Origin of the sequence: Limisphaera sp. 4302-co (genome assembly GCF_049537155.1) — a bacterium.
Taxonomy (GTDB): Bacteria; Verrucomicrobiota; Verrucomicrobiia; order Limisphaerales; family Limisphaeraceae; genus Limisphaera.
Window position 1 is genome coordinate 29,566 of the sequence record NZ_JBMVQZ010000011.1, and the last position, 21,254, is coordinate 50,819.

The window sequence follows — 21,254 nt, forward strand, 5'->3', positions numbered from 1 at the left end:
CGGAGCCGGCAACGGCGCGTGCAGGGGGCGGGCCGGCCGGGCGGGGGAACCGCACCGGTTGAAAAGCAAACCGCCCGCGGGTGCGGTGGTCCGCACGGCGACGGGCGGTTGCACGAAGTGACCGTCTAGCGCTTCTTTTTCTTCTTTGCGGCAAGGGCCGCCTGCAGGGCCGCGGTCTTGGCCTGGCGCTGCTGGAATTTGTCCACGCGGCCGGCTGTGTCGACCAGTTTTTGCTGGCCGGTGTAGAAGGGATGGCAGGCATTGCAGATGCCCACGATGATCACCGGCTTGGTGGAACGCGTTTTGATCACGTTGCCGCAGGCGCAACGGATTTCCGCATCCACGTATTTCGGATGAATGTCCGCTTTCATATTCCCAAGGCGGATCAGGCTATCAGGGTTGGCCGGTGTGACAAGGAGGAAAGTCAGGCCGGTGGACGGGTGTGCGCCTTCGGGGGCCGGGGAGAAAGGGCGGGGAGGGATCGCCGTTGACGGGCCGGTGGTGCCGGAGGCAAGGCCGCGCCTGGGTGGGCGCGGGCGACCGGGCGCGGAAAAGTGAGATGGTCGGGGCGGCGAGATTTGAACTCGCGACCTCTTGCACCCCAAGCAAGCGCGCTAGCCAGGCTACGCTACGCCCCGACCATGGTTGGGCCCGGCGCGGTCGGCACCGAGCAGGGAGACTGTACCACTGATCCGGCGCCCGACTCAACTGAATTTGCGGGCAGTAAAACGGGGTGCGGCGGGCGGGATGCGGATGGACGGGCCGGGGTGGGTGCCAGGCCGGCCGGGTAGGGTGGCGGGGCGTTTTGACAAACTGCAGGGAGCGGCCTATGGGTGGCGGTGTGAGTGACCCGTTGTTTCCGTCAGGGCCGTGGACGGGGTTTTACAACTATCGGCCGGGCGACCGGCATCGGATGGATCTGGAGCTGACGTTTCGCGACGGCCGGATCGAGGGAACGGGCGTGGACGATGTGGGCCGGTTTGTGATCCGGGGGCGGTACGATCGGGACGCACTGGAGTGTTGGTGGACGAAGACGTACGTGGGCGGGCACGATGTGTTTTACCGCGGGTTTCGCGAGGGGCGCGGGATTTGGGGGACGTGGGAGATCACGGCTCTGGACCGGGGCGGGTTCCACATCTGGCCGCGGGAGGAGGGCGAGGCGCATGTGCGGGAGGAGGAGACCGCGCGGGCGTTGCCGGGTGGTGACGAGGTACGGATCCTGTTGCCCGGTGCGGGGGATCCGGGGCAGGGGCTGCAAGGGGCAGGCGGTCCGGATCGTGGTCAACCCATGGCCCGTGCGAGGCTGTTCCACCAGAGGTCGTACAGCTCCCTGACGGGCCAGGACCATTTGTGTTGGCCAGTTTGAATGACCAGATCGGGTCCGCCGACGGTGCCGAGTCGGGTGACGGAGAGGCCCAGGATGCGGGCGCGTTCGGTGATCTTGGGTTCGTCCAGTGGTGCGCAGGAGATCACGACGCGCGACTGGGTTTCGCCGAACAGGAGGGCATCGAGTCGCGGAGTGAAACCGTCGGGCCCAGGCTGGAGCAGGGGTGACAGGTCCACGCGGGCGCCGATGAGGCTCGGGGTGTGCCGTGCGATCTGGTGGCTGATACAGCTTTCGGCAAGGCACACGGCCAGGCCGCCCTCGCTGCAGTCGTGGGCGCTTTTGATTCCTCCGGCGCGGATGAGGCCGACGAGGCCGGAGTGAAGGGTGGAGGCGGTGGCAAGGTCGCATCGCGGGGGGCGGCCTGTTTTGCGCTGGAGGGTCAGTTGCATGAGGGCGCTGCCGCCGAGGCCTTGGAGGGGGTCCTCGGGGTCCACTGCCCGGCCGAGCAGGAGGATGACGTCGCCTTCGTCTTTGAACCACTGGGTGGTGATGTGGGCGGCCTCCTCGATGAGGCCGACCATGACGACGGTGGGGGTGGGGTCAATGGGGCCGCGCGGGCTCTGGTTGTAAAGGGAGCAGTTTCCGCCGGTGACGGGGATTTGGAGGGTCCGACAGGCCTCGGCCATGCCGCGGACGCTTTCGCTGAGTTGCCAGAACAGGTCGGGGCGGAGGGGATTGCCGAAGTTGAGGTTGTCGGTGACGCCGATGGGCACGGCTCCGCTGCAAGCAAGGTTGCGCGCGGCTTCGACGATGACGGTTTTGCCGCCTTCGTAGGGGTCGAGCAGGACGTAGGCGGCGTTGCCGTCGGCGCTGAGGGCGAGGAATTTTTCGGGGATGGTTTTTTCGGGCAGGTCGGGCGGGGCCGGCGGGAGGCAATCGGGTTTGATGCGGATGACGGCGGCGTCGCTGCCGGGGCAGACGACGGTGTTGTTGCGGACCATGTGATCGTACTGGCGGAAGACCCAGTTTTTGGAGGCGATGGTGGGCCAGGCCAGCAGGCGCCGCAGGGTGGCGTCCACATCATGGGTTTCCGGGAACCGGTCGAGTGAGAAGGCGTGGGCTTCGGCGAGCCACGCCGGGGGCCGGCCCTGTCGGTGGTAGACGGGGGAGTTGTTGGTGATTTTGTCCACGGGGATGTCGGCCACCACGCGGCCCTGGTGCTTGACGACCATGCGGCCGGTGTCGGTGACGGTGCCGATTTCGGCCCATGGGATTTCCCATTTGTCAAAGATACGGCGGACCTCCTGCTCGCGTCCCTTGTGGACGATGACGAGCATCCGTTCCTGGGATTCGCTGAGCATGATCTCGTAGCTGGAGAGGTTGGGGACGCGTTGGGGGACCTTGTCCAGGTCGATCTCGATGCCGGTGCCGGCGCGGGCCGCGGTTTCGCAGGTGGAACAGGTGAGGCCGGCGGCGCCCATGTCCTGGATGCCGGCAACGGCGCCGGTGGCCAGGAGTTCGAGGCAGGCTTCGCAGACGAGTTTTTCCATGAACGGATCGCCGACCTGCACGGCGCCGCGCTGCAGTTCGGCTGATTCTTCGGTGAGGTCCTGGGAGGCGAACGCGGCGCCGGCCAGGCCGTCGCGGCCGGTGGGGGGGCCGACGTAGAAGACGGGGTTGCCCACGCCCTGGGCTCGCGCACGGGCGATCTGCTCGTGCCGGAGGATGCCGAGGCAGAAGACGTTGACCAGGGGATTGCCCTCGTAGGAGCGGTCGAAACAGACCTCACCGGCCAGTGTGGGGATCCCGAAGCAGTTGCCGTAGTGTGCGATTCCGGCCACGACACCGGAGAAGAGGCGGCGGTTGTTGGCTGCGGTGGCGGCGTCGGTGGCTGCGTCCGGTGTGAGGGGGCCGAAGCGCAGGGAATTGACGGCGCAGAGCGGGCGGGCGCCCATGGTGAAGATGTCGCGGATGATCCCGCCGACGCCGGTGGCCGCTCCCTGGAAGGGTTCGACCGCGCTGGGGTGGTTGTGGGACTCGACCTTGAAGGCCACGGCGAGGCCGTCGCCGATGTCCACGATACCGGCGTTTTCCTCGCCTGCGCCGACCAACACCCGGGGCGAGCGGGTCGGAAACTGTTTGAGCAGCGGCCGGGTGTTTTTGTAGCTGCAGTGTTCGCTCCACATCACGGAGAAGATGCCCAGCTCGGTGTAGGTGGGCGGGCGGCCCAGGATCTGCTCGATCAGGGCGTATTCTTCGGGCGTCAGGTTGTGCTGCGCCACCAGTTCCGGTGTGATTGCCGGTTCGTTCATCGGTTGCATCGGTCCCACGCGAATGGCCTTTACGATGGCGATTGGGCGCCGGCGTTACAAGTCCGCCTTCCGACCGGCGCACGGGTTGGGCGGGGGAACGGGGAACGCCCGCGCGCGGAGCGGCGGGCCGTTTTGCCCAGGCGAGGAAACGGGCTAGGTTTGCGCCACGGCCCCGGCGGGGTGCACCACGCCGGGGCGGGTGTTCGAGTCACGGTCAAGGCGGGAAGAAGGGAATGGAGGAAGCGGCCATGCAAACGAGCGGGGTGCGCCCGGCCAACCGACTGGCGGGCGCGCTTTCACCCTACCTGCTGCAGCACGCGCACAATCCGGTGGACTGGTATCCGTGGTGCGGGGAGGCGTTCGCGCGGGCGCGTGCGGAGGACAAGCCGGTTTTTCTGAGCATCGGCTATGCGACCTGCCACTGGTGCCATGTGATGGAGCGGGAATCGTTCGAGGATCCGAGGGTGGCGGAGTTCTTGAACGCGCATTTCGTGAGCATCAAGGTGGATCGGGAGGAACGGCCGGATCTGGACCGGTATTACATGGCTTTTGTGCAGGCGACCGCCGGGGAGGGAGGCTGGCCGCTGTCGGTGTTTCTGACGCCGGAGGGGGAACCGTTTTTTGGTGGGACGTACTTCCCGCCGGAGCCGCGGCATGGACGGCCCTCGTTCATGATGGTGTTGCGACGGGTGGCGGAGTTGTGGCGGCAGCGCCGTGGGGAGATCTGCCGCGCGGCTGCGGATTTGCGCCGGCAACTGGTGGCGGCTCTGGATCTGGAGAGCGGACCGGCGGGCCTGCCCGGTCCGGCCCTGTTGCGGCGCGCAGCGGAGAGGATTCTGGAGCATTCCGATCCGGTCCACGGCGGGTTCGGTGGGGCGCCGAAGTTTCCCCAGCCTGTGGTGGGGCTGTTTTTGCTGGCGGTTGCTTCGCGGGTGGAGCTGCCCGGTGCGGTGGAGCAGGTGCTGCTGACGTGCGACCGGATGGCGGCCGGGGGGATCCACGATCAGTTGGGCGGCGGGTTTGCCCGGTACTCGGTGGATGAGCGCTGGTTGGTGCCGCACTTCGAGAAGATGCTCTATGACCAGGCCCAGCTGGCGCATTTGTATCTGGAAGCGTATCTGACGGGGGGACAGCCGCGGCATGCGGCGGTGGTGCGGGACATCCTGGAGTACGTTTTGCGGGATCTGCGTTTGCCGGAGGGTGGATTTGCCTCGGGCGAGGACGCGGACAGCGAGGGTCAGGAGGGCCGGTTTTACTGCTGGACGGACTCGGAGCTGCGTGAGGTGTTGACGCCCGAGGAGTACGCGGTGGCGGCCCGGTATTTCGGGGTCACGAGGGAGGGGAACTTTGTGGACCACAGTCATCCGGATCCGGTTCGCGGGTTGAACGTGTTGAGTGTGGCGGATCCCGAGGTGTTGAACGATGCGAATGCGCGGGTGCGGCTGGCCACGGCGGTGCAGAAGATGCGGGAGGCACGGGCGCGGCGGCCCCGGCCGGCCCGGGACGACAAGGTGCTGGCCTCCTGGAACGGTCTGATGTTGGGTGCGCTGGCCCGTGCGGGTGCGGTGTTGGGCGAACCGCGGTACGTGGAGGCGGCCCGGCAGAACCTGGCATTTCTGCAGTCGCACCTCTGGGAAGCGGGTTCGGCCGGGCAAGAGGGCCACGGCGGGGGCGGAGGGCGTTTATGGCACGAGTGGCGGGCCGGGAGGACGATGCGGGTGCGATTCCTGGAGGATTACGCCTTTCTGCTGGATGGCTTGTTGTGGTTGTACGAGGCGACGTTGGCCCCCGAGGTGCTCGCGTTTGCCCGAGAACTGGCCGGGGGCCTGCTTCGCGATTTTTACGACAAGGAAGGGGGCGGGTTTTGGATGACGCCGTCGGACGGCGGCGAGTCGTGGGTCAGGCTCAAGCGCGATTCGGACGGGGCCGAGCCCGGGGGCAACAGCCTTGCGGTGCAGGGGATGTTGCGCCTGGCGGCGGTGACCGGCCGGGCGGAGTATGAGGAAGCCGCCCTGCGGACGATCCGGGCGTTTGCCGGGGAATGGAGTCGGGTGCCGACGGCCTATTGCGCGATGTTGCGGGCGGCCGGTTTTGCGGTTTGGCCGGTGACCCGTGTGTGGATCCGTGGTTCGCATGCGTCGTCCGAGGTGCGCGCGCTGCTGGGTGCGTCGCATGCGGTGTACGATCCGTTTCGGGTCATTCTGGGGAGTGAAGGTCCGGTGTCTGTGCCGGCGGGTGCGGGTGTGGGCGGGGAGGGCGCGTGTGCGGTGGTGTGCCGTCGGGAAACGTGCCTGCCGCCGGTGAAGGATCCGGAGGGCCTGAGGCGGTTGCTGGGCGGCACACGGTGAGGTTCGGGGGGCTCCGGGGCGGCTCCGGCGGTGAACTGCGGTGCCCTTGGTGCGTGGCGCGGGCGATGGTGGCGGGGCCGGGATCAGGTGCGGCCCGTGCCGACCTCGCGTTTGGCGAGGATGGCCTCGACGATGCGCTGGGCCAGCTCGGGTTTCTCGGCCAGGACGCGTTGGGCGGCATCGCGTCCCTGGCCGATGAGTTCGCCGGCGAACTGGAGCCAGGAACCCTTCTTTTCGATGACGCCGCTTTCGAGGCCGGCGTCGAGGATGCTGCCTTCGCGGTTGATCCCCTGGTTGAAGAGGATGTCGAACTCGGCTTCTGCGAAGGGCGGGGCGAGCTTGTTTTTGACGACCTTGGCGCGGACGCGGCTGCCGATGGCGTTGCCGGAGGCGTCCTTGATGGTGTCCTTGCGGCGGATGTCGATGCGGACGCTGGCGTAAAACTTGAGGGCTTTGCCGCCGGGGGTGGTCTCGGGGTTGCCGAAGAGCACGCCGACCTTTTCGCGGATCTGGTTGGTGAAGATGCAGGCGGTCTTGGCCTTGGCCAGGACGGCGGTGAGTTTGCGGAGGGCCTGGCTCATCAGGCGGGCCTGCATGCCCATGGTGGCCATGCCCATCTCGCCCTCGAGTTCGGCCTTGGGCACCAGGGCGGCGACGGAGTCCACCACAATGACGTCGAGGGCGTTGGATCGGGCGAGCGTTTCACAGATGGTGAGGGCTTCCTCACCGCTGTCGGGTTGGGACACCAGGAGGTCGTCGAGGTTGACGCCGAGTTTTTTGGCGTAGGCGGGGTCGAGGGCGTGTTCGGCGTCGATGAAGGCCGCCAGGCCGCCGGCCTTCTGGGCGTTGGCGATGACGTGGAGCATGAGCGTGGTTTTGCCGGAGGATTCCGGGCCGTAGATTTCGACAATGCGACCGCGGGGTATGCCGCCCACGCCGAGTGCCAGGTCGAGTCCGAGTGCGCCCGTGGGGATGACCTCGATTTTGACGCGGGCCTGCTCGTCGCCCAGGCGCATGATGCTGCCCTCGCCGAAGGTTTTGGTGATGGTGGCGATGGCGGCGTCCAGATCGCGTTGGCGGGCCGGGTTCAGTCGGGGGGTGTCCGCCGTTGTCTTGGTCTCGCTGGCGGCCTTGTCGGCCTGTGCTCGTTCATTGGTTTTGGGTGGCATGGCTTACAGTTTGCTGCATGAGCGGGCCCGGCCCCGGAGGGGGCTTTTCGGGTTTCGTTCCGGCCGGCAGCGTATCGCGGGCGCGGGCGGCCGTCAAATCCGGTGGCAGGTGGGCCCAGGTGGGGGTGACGGTGTTCGGCTCGGGCGGGGGCGAGGATTCAGCCACCCCAAGGGCCGGGCATGCGGCCGCCCATGCGGGCCATGAGCTTTTGGAACCGGCCCATTTTTTTCATCATCTGCTGGATCTGGTTGAATTTTTTGAGGAGGTCATTGACGTCGCGGACGGTGACACCGCTGCCGCGTGCGATGCGGAAGCGGCGGCTGGCGTTGAGGATGTGGGGTTGCCGGCGTTCCTGCGGGGTCATGGCGCAGAGGATGGCCTCCATGCGACGCAGTTCCTTTTCCTGTTTGGCCAGGTCCACCTGCTGGAGGGCTTCGTCGCCGCCGGGCAGAAGTTTCATCAGGTTCTCGATCGGCCCCAGCCTGCGCATCTGGCGGAGTTGTTCGAGAAAATCCTCGAGGGTGAACTGGCCCTTGCGGAGTTTTTCCTCGAACCGTTTGGCTTCTTCGAGGCTGACGGCTTGGGCGGTCTTTTCGACCAGGCTGACGATGTCGCCCATGCCGAGGATCCGGGAGGCCATGCGATCGGGGTGAAAGGGTTCCAAGTCGTCCAGTTTTTCGCCGGTGCCGACGAATTTGATGGGTTTGCCGACGACGGCCCGGAAGCTGAGGGCGGCGCCGCCCCGGGCGTCGCCGTCCAGTTTGGTGAGGATGGCGCCCGTGATTTGCAGGGCCTGGTCGAAGTGAGTGGCGACGTTGACGGCCTCCTGGCCGGTGGCGGCATCGAGGACGAGGAGGATCTCGCGGGGTTTGACCAGGTCACGGAGCCGGACGAGTTCCTGGACGAGGGGCTCGTCGATTTGGAGGCGGCCGGCGGTGTCGAAGATCAGCACATTGCGCTGGAGGGATCGGGCCTGGTCCAGCGCGCCGCGGGCGATGGCCAGGACGTCTTTTTCGCCGCGGGGTGCGTAGGTGGGGATGCCGAGCTGCCGGCCGAGGGTCTCGAGCTGGTCCATGGCGGCGGGGCGGTAGACGTCCGCGGCCACCAGCAGGGGTTGCCGCCCTTGCTTGTGGAGGAGCCGGGCCAGTTTGCCGCTGGTGGTGGTTTTGCCGGAGCCGTGGAGGCCGACCATGAGGATGGCGGTGGGGTGGCCGCTGAGGTCCAAGCCGGCATGTGTCTCACCGAGGAGGGCGACCAGCTCGTCGTGGATGATTTTGATGACCTGCTGGCCGGGTTGGATGCTTTGGATGACTTCCTGGCCGAGGGCCTTGGTTTTGACGCGCTCGAGGAAGTCGCGTGCGACCTTGTAGTGGACGTCGGCGTCGAGCAGGGCAATGCGCACTTCGCGGAGGGCGTCGGCCATGTTGGCCTCGGTGAGCTTGCCCATGCCGCGAAGGTGGCGGAAGGCGTTCTGCAGTTTGCTGGTCAGCGATTCGAACATGCCGGATGGGAGGCTAGCAGGAGGGAGCCTGGCTGGCAAACGGCGGGTGCGGGCGGGTGGCGGAAACGCGCCGGGGTTTCCGAAGGTACTGGGGCGCAGAAAGTTGCCCGGGAATTGACCCCGTTGACAACCGGCGCTGGCCGTGGCTTACTAAAGGCGCCCGAGTGGTGGGATACTCAAGTGGTCAACGAGGGCAGACTGTAAATCTGCTGGCGTTACGCCTTCACAGGTTCGAATCCTGTTCCCACCACCATCTTTTTTTTGTCCTGCTTTCGTCCTGCCGAAGCGTGGGGAGTGGGTGTTGCGTGGATGGTGGATGAGCTGAATCTGCGGTGGCGGGGCGTGGGGGCCCGGTTTGGGCCGCGTGACGGAGGTTGCCTTGCGGCGGGATCGTCGGGGGCACGGCAGGTTACGAGGGCTTGGCGGTCCGGGAGGCGGTCGAAAAGGTTTTTTCGTCGGGCCAGGGTTCGGTGGTGCGCTCGTAGAGGACGACCCGGGCCGGCGGGATGTTCCACCATACGACCATGGTCTGCCGGATCCGGAACCCCGGCCAGTGCAGGGAGGGTTCATGGCGGAGGCGGTAGCGGAATTGGATCCAGCCTTGGCCGGGGGCGAGCAGCCGGTGGATTTCGTGGACGACTTGCCGGCGGTCTTCCGGGGAAAAGGCGCGCAAGGGCAGGCTGGAAACGATGGCTGCGACCGGGGTGTCCGGGCCGAGGCGCTGCCGGAGCAATTGGCGTAGCTGACGGGCGTCGCCCTGCAGGACGTGAATGCCGGGAAAGCGTTTCTGGAGGACCTCCACGAGCCGGGGCATGGCTTCGACGGCCACGAGCCGGTCCGGGGACACGCCGCGGGCCAGGAGCGCTTCGGTGACGGCGCCGGTGCCCGCGCCGAGTTCGAGCACGTAGCCGTTGGGTGGGATGGGGACCCATCGTGCCATGGCTTGGGCGAGGAAACGCGAGCTGGGCGCCACGGCGCCGATGCGGCGGGGATGGGTGGCGTAGTGCCAGAGAATGAGGGGCGTGTCGGCGAAGGCGCGCAGGAGGCGCCGGAGGTGGGCGGAACGGGGGACGGGGGCGGGAACGGCCGGACGGTTGACCCGGGAGGCGCGGGGTGGGTGGGGGTGGGCCGTGCGTGCTGCTGGTGCCATGGTGCTGGGAGGGTTTCAGGCGGCGATGACCTCCTGTGGACCCCGGCCTCCGTTGACCAGAAAGAGGACGGCCATGCGGACGGCCATGCCGTTGGTGACCTGTTCGAGGATGACGGAGCGTTCGCCGTCGGCGGTTTCGCTGTCGATTTCGACGCCGCGGTTGATGGGCCCCGGGTGCATGATGAGGACGTCGGGCTTGGTGCCGGCCATGCGGGCAGGGTTGATGCCGAAGAGCTGGATGTACTCGGAGAGGCCGGGGAACATGGTGCGGCGCTGGCGCTCGTGCTGGATGCGCAGGAGGTTGATGACGTCGGCGTCGCGGATGGCTTCTTCGAGGTTGTGGGTGATGCGGCAGCCGAGCTGCTCGAATTCGCGCGGCACGAGGGTGGGCGGGCCGCAGAGGGTCACGCGCGCGCCAAGTTTGGTGAAGCCCCAGATGTCGGATCGGGCCACGCGGCTGTAGAGGATGTCGCCGATGATGGTGACGTTGAGGCCTTCGATGGTGCCTTTTCGCTCGCGGATGGTGAAGAGGTCGAGGAGTGCCTGGGTGGGATGTTCGTGTGCGCCGTCGCCGGCGTTGATGACGTGGGCCTGGAGTACGCGGGCCAGGAAATGAGGGGCGCCGGCGGCGGAATGCCGGATGACGATGAAGTCCACGTTCAGCGCCTCGAGGTTGCGTGCGGTGTCCTTGAGGGTTTCGCCTTTTCGAAGGGAGGAGGCTTCGGCGGTGAAATTGATGATGTCGGCCGAGAGCCGTTGTTCGGCCAGTTCGAAGCTGGTGCGCGTGCGGGTGGAGGGTTCGACGAAGAGGTTGACGACGGTTTTCCCGCGGAGGGCGGGCACGGTTTTGATGGCGCGTTGACCGACGGCCTTGAAGGCGCGGGCCGTGTCGAGCACGGTGAGGATTTCCTCCGCCGTGAGGGATTCGATGTCCAGCAGATGGCGTCGGGTCCAGCTCATGGGCGTTCGAGGTACACGGCGTCTTCGGTGCCAGATTCGGAGAGGACCACCTCGATGCGTTCGGCGGGCGAGGTGGGGATGTTTTTGCCGACGAAATCGGCCTTGATGGGCAGTTCGCGGTGTCCGCGATCGATCAACGCAGCCAGTTGGATGCGGCGGGGCCTGCCGAAATCGTTGAGGGCGTCCATGGCGGCGCGGATGGTGCGGCCGCTGAAGAGGACGTCATCCACGAGCACCACGGTGCGGTCGGTGACGTCGAAGGGGATGACGGTTGGCTGGATGTCGGGTGCGACGCGTTGGTCGAGGTCGTCGCGGTGCAGGGAGACGTCGAGCTCGCCCACGGGGACGGGGTGGCCCCAGATCTCGGCCAGTCGGGCTGCCAGGCGGCGGGCCAGTTGGACGCCGCCGCGTTGGATGCCCACCAGGGCCACCCGGGTGGAGTCCTCGTTGGCCTCGGCGATTTCGTGGGCCATGCGGGCGAGGATCCGCTGCAGGACCGGACCGGAAAGAATGAGGAAGCGCTGGCTCATGCTGATGGGCGGAGGTGCGCGGACACAGGTGTGCGGGTTCGGGCCCGGGCTGGCGGGGTGCACCCCTGGTCCATGCCGCGGGCGTTTGCACTCCTGATGCAGTCGGCCATGGAAGGAGCGGGAGGCGGATCAGGAAGAGGGGGAGCGGTCGGGATTCGAATCAGAGCGAGTGGGGGAAGAGGGGGCGGAGGCGGGCTGCGTCGGGGCGCCCTGTTGCTGGCGCGCCATTGCCTGGCGGTAGGCGCGCCATTTGGAGCGGTGCTTGAGGATCCAGTCGGTCAGGGCCCGTTCGAAGCCGATGTCGTAGCCGGCCTTTTCCGACTCGATCCACTTGTGCTTGAGGATCTCCTCCCTTTCGGCCTGGAACTCGCGGTAAAGGGTCGAGTTCCGAAGCAGGTCGTCCCCGTCCAGTTCTTTGGTGTCTTCCGCCATAGCAGGTTTGGACATAGGCGAACCTTTCAGCTCTACGGGGCACAGTAAGCCCATTTCCCCGGCATGACAAACCAAAAGTCCCGCCAACGGGCGCGGCACACCGCCCCGCTCAGATCCAAGAATCTGGGAATCAGCCATTTGTGTATGCGGTGCGCGGTCCGGTGGGCTTGTGGCCCGCGGCGCGACGGCGGGTGGGACGCCTTTGCACGGGGCTGCGGTGGCGGCGGCGATTTTTGGGCTGGAAAGGCTTGGTGGCGGCGTTTCAGGCTGGTGGTGAGAATGGAAACCGAAGGGGCACGGCGGGCGCTCTCGGGGGTGGACCGGGGGCCGAAGACCGGGCCTGCCATGAGAGCAGGACCGCGGGGGCGCGTCGTAACCTGCCGTCGAATGCAGAGAAGACCATGAAATCAAACAAGCAGATTGAGCAGGCTTACCGGTGGGCGCGGGAACGGTTTGCGGCTGTGGGTGTGGACACGGAGGCGGCCCTGGCCCGGTTGTCCGGGCTAAGGGTGTCGTTGCATTGCTGGCAGGGGGATGATGTGCGGGGTTTCGAGAGTGCGGCCGACGCGCCGGGTGGCGGGCTGGCGGTCACGGGGGCTTATCCGGGGCGGGCGCGGACGCCGGAGGAGCTGCGGCAGGATGCCGAGAAGGCGTTCTCGTTGATTCCCGGCCGGCACCGGTTCAACCTGCACGCCATTTACGGGGAATTTGGCGGCCGCAAGGTCGAGCGGAACGAGATCGGTGTGGAACATTTCCGGGGCTGGATCGAGTGGGCCCGGGGGCTGGGGCTGGGCCTGGATTTCAACCCGACCTGTTTTGCCCATCCGCTGGCGTCGGACGGATTCACGTTGTCGCATCCGGATCGGTCGGTGCGGCGTTACTGGATCGAGCACTGCCAGCGGTGTCGGGAGATTGGTGCGGCGATGGGTCGTGCATTGGGCACGCCTGCGGTGACCAATGTGTGGATACCGGACGGGATGAAGGACACGCCGGCTGATCGGCGGGGACCGCGCGAGAGGTTGTTGGAATCGTTGGATGAGGTGTTCCGGAAGCCGTTGCCCTCCCGGTACAACCTCGACTCCGTGGAGGGCAAACTGTTCGGCATCGGTGCCGAGAGTTACACGGTGGGGATGCACGAGTTTTATCTGGGTTATGCGGTGACGCGGCGCAAGTGGCTCTGTTTGGACGCGGGCCATTATCATCCGACGGAAAGTCTGGCCGACAAGATCTCCTCGGTGCTGACGTACGTGCCGGGGATCCTGCTGCACGTGAGTCGGGGGGTGCGGTGGGACAGTGATCACGTGGTGATTCTGAACGACGATTTGCTGGCGATTGCGCAGGAACTCGTGCGCGGGCGGTATTTGGACCGGACCCGGCTGGGGTTGGACTTTTTCGATGCGAGCATCAACCGGGTGGCAGCCTGGGTGATCGGGGCACGCAGTTTTTTGCGGGCGTTGCTGACGGCGCTGCTGGAGCCGTGGCCGGAGTACCAGCGCCTGGAGCGTGCGGGCGATTACACGGGACGCCTTGCGTGGATGGAAGAGGCCAAGAACCTGCCCTACGGAGCGGTGTGGGATTATCACTGCCTGCGGTCGGGCGTGCCGGCGGGGATGGCCTGGCTGGAGGAGGTGCGGGAGTACGAACGGAAGGTCCTGAGCCGGCGGAGTTGAGTGCGTTTGCAGGGGCGACCGTGTGGCGGGGTCGGTTGAGGACGGGTCCGCGCCCGGCCTGGCGGCGCGGTGTTGCGGAGGGGTGACCGGCCTGTCCTGTGGGGACCCGCCGGCGGGTTGCCAACCGGCGCGGCGCGGCCTACATTCGGCGGTCCGACATGCAGCCGAAGAACCAAGTGGAAGCCCCCCGGCGCGTCGGTTTGGTCTCGCTGGGGTGCGCAAAAAACCTGGTGGACGCCGAGGTGATGCTGGGGACGTTGCTGCGGGACGGGTTCGAGATTACGAACGACCCCACCCGGGCCGATGCCCTGATCATCAACACCTGCTCGTTCATTGACGCGGCGCAGGAGGAGAGCGTGGACGCGATCCTGGAGTCGGCGGAGTTTCGGGAGGCGCATCGGCGGGGCCAGGCGTTGATCGTATCGGGGTGTTTGCCGCAGCGTTTTCGGGCGCAGCTGCGGGATCTGTTGCCCGAGGTGGACGCCTTCATGGGGGTGGACGAGGTGCCGCAGGTGAGTGAAATCGTCCGGGAGGCGCTGGCCCACCGGGCGACGCGGCTGGCGGGCGCGGCGGCCCGGCAGGGGCGGGCCCGTGCGGCTCTGAGAAAGGAGTTGCTGCAGCTGCACGAAACGGGGTCGGGCAACGGCGGTGGAGGGGCCGGCGGGAGGCGCGGCGCCGCGGTGGCTCCGGCGCCGGTGCTCGTGCAGGCGCGCCCGCGGTACATTCCGGACTACGAGACTCCCCGGTTTCGACTGACGCCGCCACACTACGCCTACGTGAAGATTGCCGAGGGCTGCAATCATCCCTGTTCGTTCTGCATCATCCCGCAGATGCGAGGTTCTCATCGGAGTCGGCCGATGGAAGACATCCTGCAAGAGGCGCGGGCGTTGTTGGAACAGGGCGTGCGGGAGCTGAATCTGATTTCCCAGGATTCCACCTATTACGGTCTGGACCTGCGCCCGCGGCGGGCTGGTGCGATTGCGGCGCCGGATCGGTTTCGCCGGGCGGTGCAGGAGCTGCCGCCGGACACGCCAACGCTGGCCCGGTTGTTGGAGGCGCTGGACGCGTTGCCGGGGGACTTTTGGATCCGCGTGCTGTACACGCATCCGGCGCACTGGACGGACGAACTGATCCGCACCTTTGCCCGGTGCCGCAAGGTGGCCCGTTACGTGGACATGCCGCTGCAGCATATCCACGACCTGATGCTGGAGCGGATGCGGCGGGAGACGACCCGTGCCTACATCGAGGAGTTGTTGCAGCGGATCCGGGAGGGGATACCCGGCGTGACCCTGCGCACGACGTTCATCGTGGGTTTTCCGGGCGAGACGGAGGCTTGTTTCGAGGCCCTGCTGGAGTTCATGGAGCGGGTTCGGTTCGATCGAGCGGGTGTGTTCCTGTACTCGCGAGAGGAGGGGACCCGGGCGGCGCGGATGGCCCAGCAGGTCCCGGCCGAGGTGAAGGCGCGTCGGCGGGATCGTGCCATGGCGTTGCAGCGGCGGATTTCCCGGGAGCGGAACGAGGCGATGGTGGGACGGAGGCTCCGCGTGTTGGTGGAAGGTCATCTGCAGGGGAACGAGGCGGCGCCGGCCGAGATCCGGTCGTGGGAACAGGGTCTGGTGCGGGAGGGGGCTGAGGATGGCCAGCGGCTTGGGCGGGGGCGCTGGTCGGTGGCCCGTTCGGAGGCGGATGCCCCCGAGGTGGACGGGCGGGTCTTCGTCCGCGGCCGGTTGCCGGTCGGCGAGTTCGTCACTGTGGAGGTGGTGGGGGCGACGGACTATGACCTGCTCGCCCGACCGGTGGCAGCGTGATCCGAACGAACCGGCGGGGCACGGGCCGTGGCGTCGGAGGGGCCGGGTCCTTGACTTCGACCCGGACGATGCAAAACTGGGGCAGGCTGGCGGATTGTGAGGCTTGGAAAGGGGTGAACCGAGCCGCGTGTGGCGGTTTGCGGGGCGGCGGAGCACAGATGGAATGGTTCGGGCATGAACTGGATGCTTTGGATGGCGCTGGCGGTTGTGGGAGGGCTCATGGTGGCCTGGCCGCGGCGGGGTTTGTGGGCCCGTTTGCGTGAGGCGCGGCGTCTGGCAGAGCGAGCCCGACGGGAGGACGCGCTCAAACACATCCTGAAGACCGAGGCCAACGGGCGTGAGGCCACGCTGGAGAGCGTCAGCGGCGCGTTGCAACTCTCGCCTCAAAAAGCCGCCGGGCTGCTGGCAGAGCTGGAGTCGGGGGGGCTGATCTCGTTCGAGGGCGGGCGCATGCAACTGAGTCCGCAGGGCCGCGAACTGGCCACCCAGGTGGTGAGGGCGCATCGGCTGTGGGAGAGTTATCTGGCGGACCGTACCGGTCTGACGGAGGAACAGTGGCATCGTCTGGCGGAGCGGCAGGAGCACCTGCTCAGCCGACAACAAACCGAGGCCCTGGCAGCCGAGCTGGGTCACCCGCGTGTGGATCCCCACGGGGATGCCATTCCGGAACCCGGGTCCGCCCTGCCTGCCGACCGCGGGGCCTCATTGAACAGCCTTGAGCCGGAGACCCCCGCGGTCATTACCCACGTGGAGGATGAGCCACAGCCCTTGTACGCACGGCTGGCGCGCGAAGGGTTGCGGCCCGGGGTGAAGATCTGCGTGCTCGAGCGCACGCCCAACACGGTCCGGCTCTGGGGCCAGGGGCGGGAACACCTGCTTTCGCCCGTCGAAGCCCAGAGCATCGGCGTGGAACCGTTGTCCGACACCAGCCTGCGGGATTTGCAGGGCGAGGTTTTTTTGCACCAGTTGGCTCCGGGCCAGACGGCGCGGGTGGTGGAACTCTCGCCCGCGTGCCGGGGTTTGGAACGGCGTCGGTTGTTGGACCTGGGCTTCGTTCCCGGCACGCGGGTCACGGTGGACATGGCCAGTCCGCTCGGGGATCCCCGCGCCTATCGGGTGCGCGGGAGCCTGGTGGCCCTGCGTCAGGACCAGGCCCGATGGATACGGGTGGAACCCTTGCCAGCGGAGGCCGCATGAGCGAGCCGACCTCTCTTTCCGGTGCCGCGGTGACGCCGGTGGGTGAAGCGTGCGAGAGTTGTGCGGTCTTCCGCGCGGCCCGGCTTCGGAAACTCGGTGTACGCGTGGGACGGGCCGATTTTGTGGTGGCGCTGGCGGGCAACCCCAACACCGGCAAGAGCACCGTGTTCAATGCGTTGACCGGTCTGCGGCAGCACACCGGCAACTGGCCGGGCAAAACCGTCACCCGCGCCGAGGGGGCCTTCGAGTACAACGGACGGCGTTACAAACTGGTGGATCTACCCGGGACCTATTCCCTGCTGTCGACCAGCCCCGACGAACAGGTCGCGCGGGACTTCCTGTTGTTCGGGCAGCCGGATGTGACCGTGGTGGTGGCGGACGCCACGCGTCTGGAACGGAACCTCAATCTGGTGCTGCAGGTGCTCGAGATTACCGACCGTGCCGTGCTGTGCGTGAACCTCTTGGACGAGGCCGAGCGACATGGAACTCAGGTGGACACCCGCCAACTGGCACGGGACCTGGGGATTCCGGTGGTGGGCACGGCCGCGCGCCGCGGCCGGGGGCTGCCCGAGCTGCTGCAGGCCATCGAGGACGTGGCCACCGGACGGGTCCGGTGCCGTCCCTTCCGCCTGCCCGAACCGCCGCCGGCCTTGCGGGAGGCCATTCAAGACCTGGTACGGCGCCTGGAACGGTTGTATCCCGGTCTGCCCAACGCCCGCTGGGTGGCCATGCGCCTGCTGGCGGGCGACGAGAGCATCCTCAACGCCATTCGCTCGGGTGAACTGGCGGCGCTGAGCCGGTCCGGGGCGGCTGTTGCCGGACCGGCCCCGGAGTCTGAACGCGCGGTCGAGACAACGTGAAACCCGCATGAAGGAAACCCCGGCCATTCCGCCGGCCCCCGAGGTGGACGACCTGCTGCGGACCGCCCGGCAATACCGGCAGCGATTGCAGGCAGACCTGCACGAGCAGATGGTCGAGGCCATCTACGCACAGGCCGAGCGGATCGTGTCTCGTGCGGTCTCCACTCCGACCGCGCCGGCCCGGCCGACGTTTGATCGTGCCCTGGATCGGATCGTCACCAGCCGTGTTTGGGGGTTTCCCATCATGTTCGCGCTGTTTGCGGTGATGTTCTGGATCACCATCAGCGGAGCGAATGTTCCCTCGGGGTTGCTCGCCGAGTGGTTGGTGGAGCGCGGTCATCCCTGGCTGCGGGGATTGACGACGGGCTGGGGGTGGCCGGACTGGTTGCGGGGCCTCACCGTGGACGGGATGTATCTGGCCACGGCATGGGTGGTAAGCGTGATGTTGCCGCCGATGGCGATATTTTTCCCGATGTTCACCCTCCTCGAGGATTTTGGCTATCTGCCGCGCGTGGCCTTCAACCTGGACGCGCTCTTTCGGCGTGCGGGTGCTCATGGCAAACAGGCCATGAGCCTGATGATGGGGTTCGGGTGCAACGCCGCGGGGGTGGTGTCCACGCGCATCATTGACAGTCCACGCGAACGGTTGCTGGCCATTCTTACGAACAATTTTTCCCTGTGCAACGGCCGCTGGCCGACGCAGTTCCTGATGGCCACGCTGTTTGTGGGGGCGCTGGTGCCCGCTCCGTGGTCCAGCCTGGCCGCGGCCGCGGCGGTTACGGGTGTGGCGGCGCTGGGTGTGGTGCTGGCGTTGCTCGTTTCCTGGGCGCTCTCGCGCACGGTATTGAAGGGCGAGCCCTCGGCGTTCAGCCTGGAGTTGCCGCCCTACCGCCCGCCGCGGCTCTGGCAGACCTTGTACACCTCGTTGTTGGATCGGACGCTGTTCGTTCTCTGGCGGGCGGTGGTTTTTGCCCTGCCCTGCGGGGCCTTGATCTGGTTGAGCGCCAATGTGCACATCGGAGGGGAGAGCGTCGCGGCGCACTTGATCCGGGCGTTGGATCCGCTCGGGCTCTGGCTCGGGTTGAACGGCGTCATTCTCCTGGCCTATGTGCTGGCCATTCCGGCCAACGAGATCGTGATCCCGACGGTGTTGATGCTGACCGTGCTGGTGACCGGCGCACCGGGTGTGGGCGCCGGTGCCGGGGTGATGTTCGAGGTGGAGGATCAGAATGTACTGAAACAGGTGCTGACCCAGGGAGGCTGGACCGCCCTGACGGGCATCAACCTCATGTTGTTCAGTCTGCTGCACAACCCCTGCAGCACCACACTTTACACGATCTACAAGGAGACCGGCAGCCTGCGCTGGACCGCCTGGGCCGCGCTGCTGCCGTTGGCACTGGGTTTCGCCGTTTGTTTCCTGGTGGCCCGGATCTGGCAGTGGTGCACCTGACGGCCCGGGCTTCCGACGGTCAACGCCAAGTGGGTCCGGACTGTGAAAGGTTGGCTCCGCTTTTGGCCGGGGACCGCCGGCGCGCCCGTGGCCGCAGCGGGGCGCCCGGCCCGGGGATCTTGTTCCCTTCACGTCCGGCGGAGCAATACCGCCTGGTGCGGGCGTTCGCGGTGTGACGCTTTGGACTAAAAGTCCTCAAGTTGAAACCCGGGTGTGCCGATGAAAAGGCATTCGTCCGGCCCCCGGCCCCGGTTTTTTTGGGGATTGCCGGGTGGGTGGCACGGGCTACACTGGGCATTGCGGCGATGCAGATTGAACCTGGACAGACGGTCCTGCTGACCGGGGCCTCGGGCGGTCTGGGCAGCGTGATGGCGCGGGCGCTGGCGGATCGGCGGGTCCGGCTCTTCCTGGTGGCGCATCCGGGGGCACGTTTGGAGCCTTTGGCGGAGGAACTCCGCGCCCGCGGGGTGGAGGCCGAGCCATGCATTGCGGACCTGCGGGTGGCGGCCGAACGCCATCGGGTGGTCCAACAGGTGCGCCGGCGTTTCGGCCCGGTGGACCTGTTGATCAACAACGCCGGCGTGGAACACAACGGTTACTACCACCGGTTGGCGGAGTCGGAAATCGAGGAGGTTTTGTCGGTGAACCTCGTGGCGGCGATGATGCTGACCCGGTTGGTGTGGCCGGAAATGTTGGAACGGCGGCGCGGGCACGTGGTGAACATTGCCTCGCTGGCCGGCAAGGCCGGGCCGGCGTTTCAGGAACCGTATGCCGCTTCCAAGGCCGGTTTGATCGCCTTCACACATGCCCTGCGGGCGACGTATGGTGGGTCGGGGGTGAGCGCCTCGGTGATCGTGCCCGGGTTCGTGGAGACGGGGATGTACGAGCGCCTGAAGGCCCTGGCGGGTCGGCCCGCGCCGCCGCTGTTGGCTGCGGTAACACCGCAGCGGGTGGTTCGGGCGCTGTTTCGAGCCGTGGAGCGCGATCTGGCCGAGGTAATGGTGACGCGCTATCCGGTACGTCCTCTGCTGGCGTTATTGCAGCTGGTGCCGGGAGCCTCAGCCTGGTTGACGCGCCTTTTCGGCGTAAACCGTTTCTTTCAAGCAGCAGCGGAGACTGGCACCGCCCGACCACTTACAACCGGTTAGCATGGCTCAAGCTTGCTACCGGGATTAGCCTGGGGAGAGCTGTTTTATGAAGACAATCTGGTCAAGAATCAAGAGCGGGCGCTTCGGTGTTTGGTTATTGTTGCTCCGGCCTTGGCCATCCTCTTTGTGGTGGTTGGCGCTTCTGGGTGTGAGCCCCTGCATGGGCACAGGTTTTCGCCTGCCCGACCAGGACGCATTCGCGACGGCGCGTGGCGAGGCTTTCGCTGCCACTGCCGACAATCCGTCGGCGATTTACTACAATCCGGCGGGGATCACCCAGCTGGAGGGACACCAGGTGCGGGTGGGGGTCTACGGGCTGAACCTGCGCAGCCGGTACCGGTCGCCATCGACGGGCCGGAGTTTCGACAACGAGAAGGATCTGCACGCGATCCCGCAGTTCTATTACACTTACGGGCCGAAGGATTCGCGCTGGAGTTTTGGTCTGGGCCTTTACGCGCCGTTCGGGCTGAGCTCGGAGTGGCCGGACGACACCGGGTTCCGCACGGTGGCCACGCAGGGTGAGGTGCGGTACTACACCGTGAACCCGGTCGCGGCATGGGAGGTGGCACCGGGACTGTCCCTGGGCGCGGGTCTCACGATCAATTACGCCGAGCTGGACCTGCGGCAGGGCCTGGTGTGGCCGGCCCAACCCCTGGATCTTTTTGCGTTCAAGGGGGACGGTTGGGATGTGGGATACAACCTGGGTCTGCGGTGGCAGGTGCACGAGAAGGTGGTGATCGGCGTGAGTTTTCGTAGTACCACGACGGTGGAGTTGGACGGTCACAGCCGGGCCTACAACCGTGCAGAGTTCCCGCCGGGGGTGGGCATGGTGCCGGCCTTTCCGGAGCAGCGGTGGTCGGCCGAGGCTGACTGGCCGTTTCCGTTGAAGGCGATTTTCGGGATCTCCTGGCGGCCGACTCCGGAGTGGAATCTGGAGTTCAACGCCGACTACACGGGGTGGAACCGTCTGCGTACGGTGACCCTGCACCAGTCGGGTGGGCTGCCGGGACTGATTCCCTCCACCGTGCCACTGCGCCTGGAGTGGGAGGGTAGCTGGTACTACGAGTTTGGTGTGACGCGGTATTTCTCCGGTGGCTGGCACGTGAGTGCAGGTTATATTTGGAACGAGAACTCGGTTCCGGACGCCACCTATTCGCCGCTGGTGGCGGATTTGAACCGGCATTTCGGGAGTGTGGGCGTGGGCTGGCGGGGCGAACGGCTGGCGGTGGACGTGGCCTATCAGTTTGGTTACGGCCCCGCGCGAACCGTGTCGGGCAGCGTGCCCTCGGGGACGGGTCAGTCGGCCGACGGCCGATACCGTTTCCTCAGCCACGCGCTGGCGGTGTCGATGGGGTGGAGGTTTTAAAGCGCGCTGTAACAGTAGGAGTTCT

Annotated in this window: 17 protein-coding genes and 2 tRNA genes; 10 read left to right on the forward strand and 9 right to left on the reverse strand. The window is 66.8% G+C overall.

Features of this window, described 5'->3' with window-relative positions; all coding sequences use genetic code 11:
- Positions 1–125: 125 nt before the first annotated feature.
- Complete coding sequence (gene rpmE, locus ACPDIX_RS11485) at positions 126–371, reverse strand: 50S ribosomal protein L31 (RefSeq protein ID WP_423431938.1); 246 nt, start codon at positions 369–371, stop codon at positions 126–128.
- A 189-nt stretch (positions 372–560) separates the two neighbouring features.
- Positions 561–638: transfer RNA gene (locus ACPDIX_RS11490), tRNA-Pro, on the reverse strand.
- A 203-nt stretch (positions 639–841) separates the two neighbouring features.
- Here ACPDIX_RS11490 and ACPDIX_RS11495 point away from each other — a divergent pair.
- Complete coding sequence (locus ACPDIX_RS11495) at positions 842–1,366, forward strand: hypothetical protein (RefSeq protein WP_423431939.1); 525 nt, start codon at positions 842–844, stop codon at positions 1,364–1,366.
- Here ACPDIX_RS11495 and purL read toward each other — a convergent pair.
- Positions 1,282–3,639 carry a phosphoribosylformylglycinamidine synthase subunit PurL gene (gene purL / locus ACPDIX_RS11500; protein ID WP_423431940.1) on the reverse strand — a complete coding sequence of 786 codons (2,358 nt, stop codon included), beginning with the start codon at positions 3,637–3,639 and terminating at the stop codon, positions 1,282–1,284. The two genes, ACPDIX_RS11495 and purL, sit on opposite strands and share 85 nt — an antisense overlap.
- A 248-nt stretch (positions 3,640–3,887) precedes the next feature.
- Between purL and ACPDIX_RS11505 the strand changes: the two genes are divergently transcribed.
- Positions 3,888–5,987, forward strand: coding sequence for a thioredoxin domain-containing protein (locus ACPDIX_RS11505; RefSeq protein WP_423431941.1), 2,100 nt, complete (start codon positions 3,888–3,890; stop codon positions 5,985–5,987).
- 83 nt (positions 5,988–6,070) lie between these two features.
- Here the strand turns inward: ACPDIX_RS11505 and recA are convergent, their stop codons facing one another.
- Both recA and ffh read right to left on the reverse strand, forming a co-directional pair.
- Positions 6,071–7,156 (reverse strand): recombinase RecA, encoded by a 1,086-nt coding sequence (recA, locus tag ACPDIX_RS11510; RefSeq protein ID WP_423431942.1) that lies wholly within the window; start codon positions 7,154–7,156, stop codon positions 6,071–6,073.
- A gap of 158 nt (positions 7,157–7,314) precedes the next feature.
- Positions 7,315–8,658 (reverse strand): signal recognition particle protein, encoded by a 1,344-nt coding sequence (gene ffh, locus ACPDIX_RS11515; protein WP_423431943.1) that lies wholly within the window; start codon positions 8,656–8,658, stop codon positions 7,315–7,317.
- 166 nt (positions 8,659–8,824) lie between these two features.
- Between ffh and ACPDIX_RS11520 the strand changes: the two genes are divergently transcribed.
- Positions 8,825–8,911, forward strand: a tRNA-Tyr gene (locus ACPDIX_RS11520).
- Between the two features lie 156 nt (positions 8,912–9,067).
- Here the strand turns inward: ACPDIX_RS11520 and ACPDIX_RS11525 are convergent.
- The 4 genes from ACPDIX_RS11525 to ACPDIX_RS11540 all read right to left on the reverse strand — a co-directional run bounded on the left by ACPDIX_RS11525 (position 9,068) and on the right by ACPDIX_RS11540 (position 11,745).
- A complete protein-coding gene (locus ACPDIX_RS11525) occupies positions 9,068–9,808 on the reverse strand; it encodes a class I SAM-dependent methyltransferase (protein WP_423431944.1) in 741 nt (246 codons plus the stop codon).
- 15 nt (positions 9,809–9,823) lie between these two features.
- Complete coding sequence (locus ACPDIX_RS11530; RefSeq protein WP_423431945.1) at positions 9,824–10,768, reverse strand: aspartate carbamoyltransferase catalytic subunit; 945 nt, start codon at positions 10,766–10,768, stop codon at positions 9,824–9,826.
- Positions 10,765–11,298, reverse strand: a complete 534-nt coding sequence (gene pyrR, locus ACPDIX_RS11535) for a bifunctional pyr operon transcriptional regulator/uracil phosphoribosyltransferase PyrR (RefSeq protein WP_423431946.1) — start codon at positions 11,296–11,298, stop codon at positions 10,765–10,767. Before pyrR ends, ACPDIX_RS11530 begins: the two co-directional genes overlap by 4 nt.
- 129 nt (positions 11,299–11,427) lie before the next feature.
- Positions 11,428–11,745 (reverse strand): hypothetical protein, encoded by a 318-nt coding sequence (locus ACPDIX_RS11540; RefSeq protein WP_423431947.1) that lies wholly within the window; start codon positions 11,743–11,745, stop codon positions 11,428–11,430.
- 386 nt (positions 11,746–12,131) lie between these two features.
- Here ACPDIX_RS11540 and ACPDIX_RS11545 point away from each other — a divergent pair, with 386 nt between their 5' ends.
- The 7 genes from ACPDIX_RS11545 to ACPDIX_RS11575 all read left to right on the forward strand — a co-directional run bounded on the left by ACPDIX_RS11545 (position 12,132) and on the right by ACPDIX_RS11575 (position 21,229).
- Positions 12,132–13,400 carry an L-rhamnose isomerase gene (locus ACPDIX_RS11545; protein WP_423431948.1) on the forward strand — a complete coding sequence of 423 codons (1,269 nt, stop codon included), beginning with the start codon at positions 12,132–12,134 and terminating at the stop codon, positions 13,398–13,400.
- A gap of 158 nt (positions 13,401–13,558) precedes the next feature.
- Positions 13,559–15,208, forward strand: coding sequence for a 30S ribosomal protein S12 methylthiotransferase RimO (gene rimO / locus ACPDIX_RS11550; protein ID WP_423431949.1), 1,650 nt, complete (start codon positions 13,559–13,561; stop codon positions 15,206–15,208).
- Between the two features lie 174 nt (positions 15,209–15,382).
- The gene (locus ACPDIX_RS11555; protein WP_423431950.1) at positions 15,383–16,405 is read left to right on the forward strand and encodes a FeoA domain-containing protein; all 1,023 of its coding nucleotides are present in this window, start codon (positions 15,383–15,385) and stop codon (positions 16,403–16,405) included.
- Complete coding sequence (locus ACPDIX_RS11560; RefSeq protein ID WP_423431951.1) at positions 16,402–17,265, forward strand: FeoB small GTPase domain-containing protein; 864 nt, start codon at positions 16,402–16,404, stop codon at positions 17,263–17,265. The genes ACPDIX_RS11555 and ACPDIX_RS11560 overlap by 4 nt, the downstream gene beginning before the upstream one ends.
- A 7-nt stretch (positions 17,266–17,272) precedes the next feature.
- Positions 17,273–18,715, forward strand: a complete 1,443-nt coding sequence (locus ACPDIX_RS11565) for a nucleoside recognition domain-containing protein (protein ID WP_423431952.1) — start codon at positions 17,273–17,275, stop codon at positions 18,713–18,715.
- A 305-nt stretch (positions 18,716–19,020) separates the two neighbouring features.
- On the forward strand, positions 19,021–19,863 hold the full coding sequence (locus ACPDIX_RS11570; protein ID WP_423431953.1) for an SDR family NAD(P)-dependent oxidoreductase: 843 nt from the start codon (positions 19,021–19,023) through the stop codon (positions 19,861–19,863).
- Positions 19,864–20,023: 160 nt separating this feature from the next.
- Positions 20,024–21,229, forward strand: a complete 1,206-nt coding sequence (locus ACPDIX_RS11575; protein ID WP_423431954.1) for an OmpP1/FadL family transporter — start codon at positions 20,024–20,026, stop codon at positions 21,227–21,229.
- The last annotated feature ends 25 nt before the right edge of the window (positions 21,230–21,254 follow it).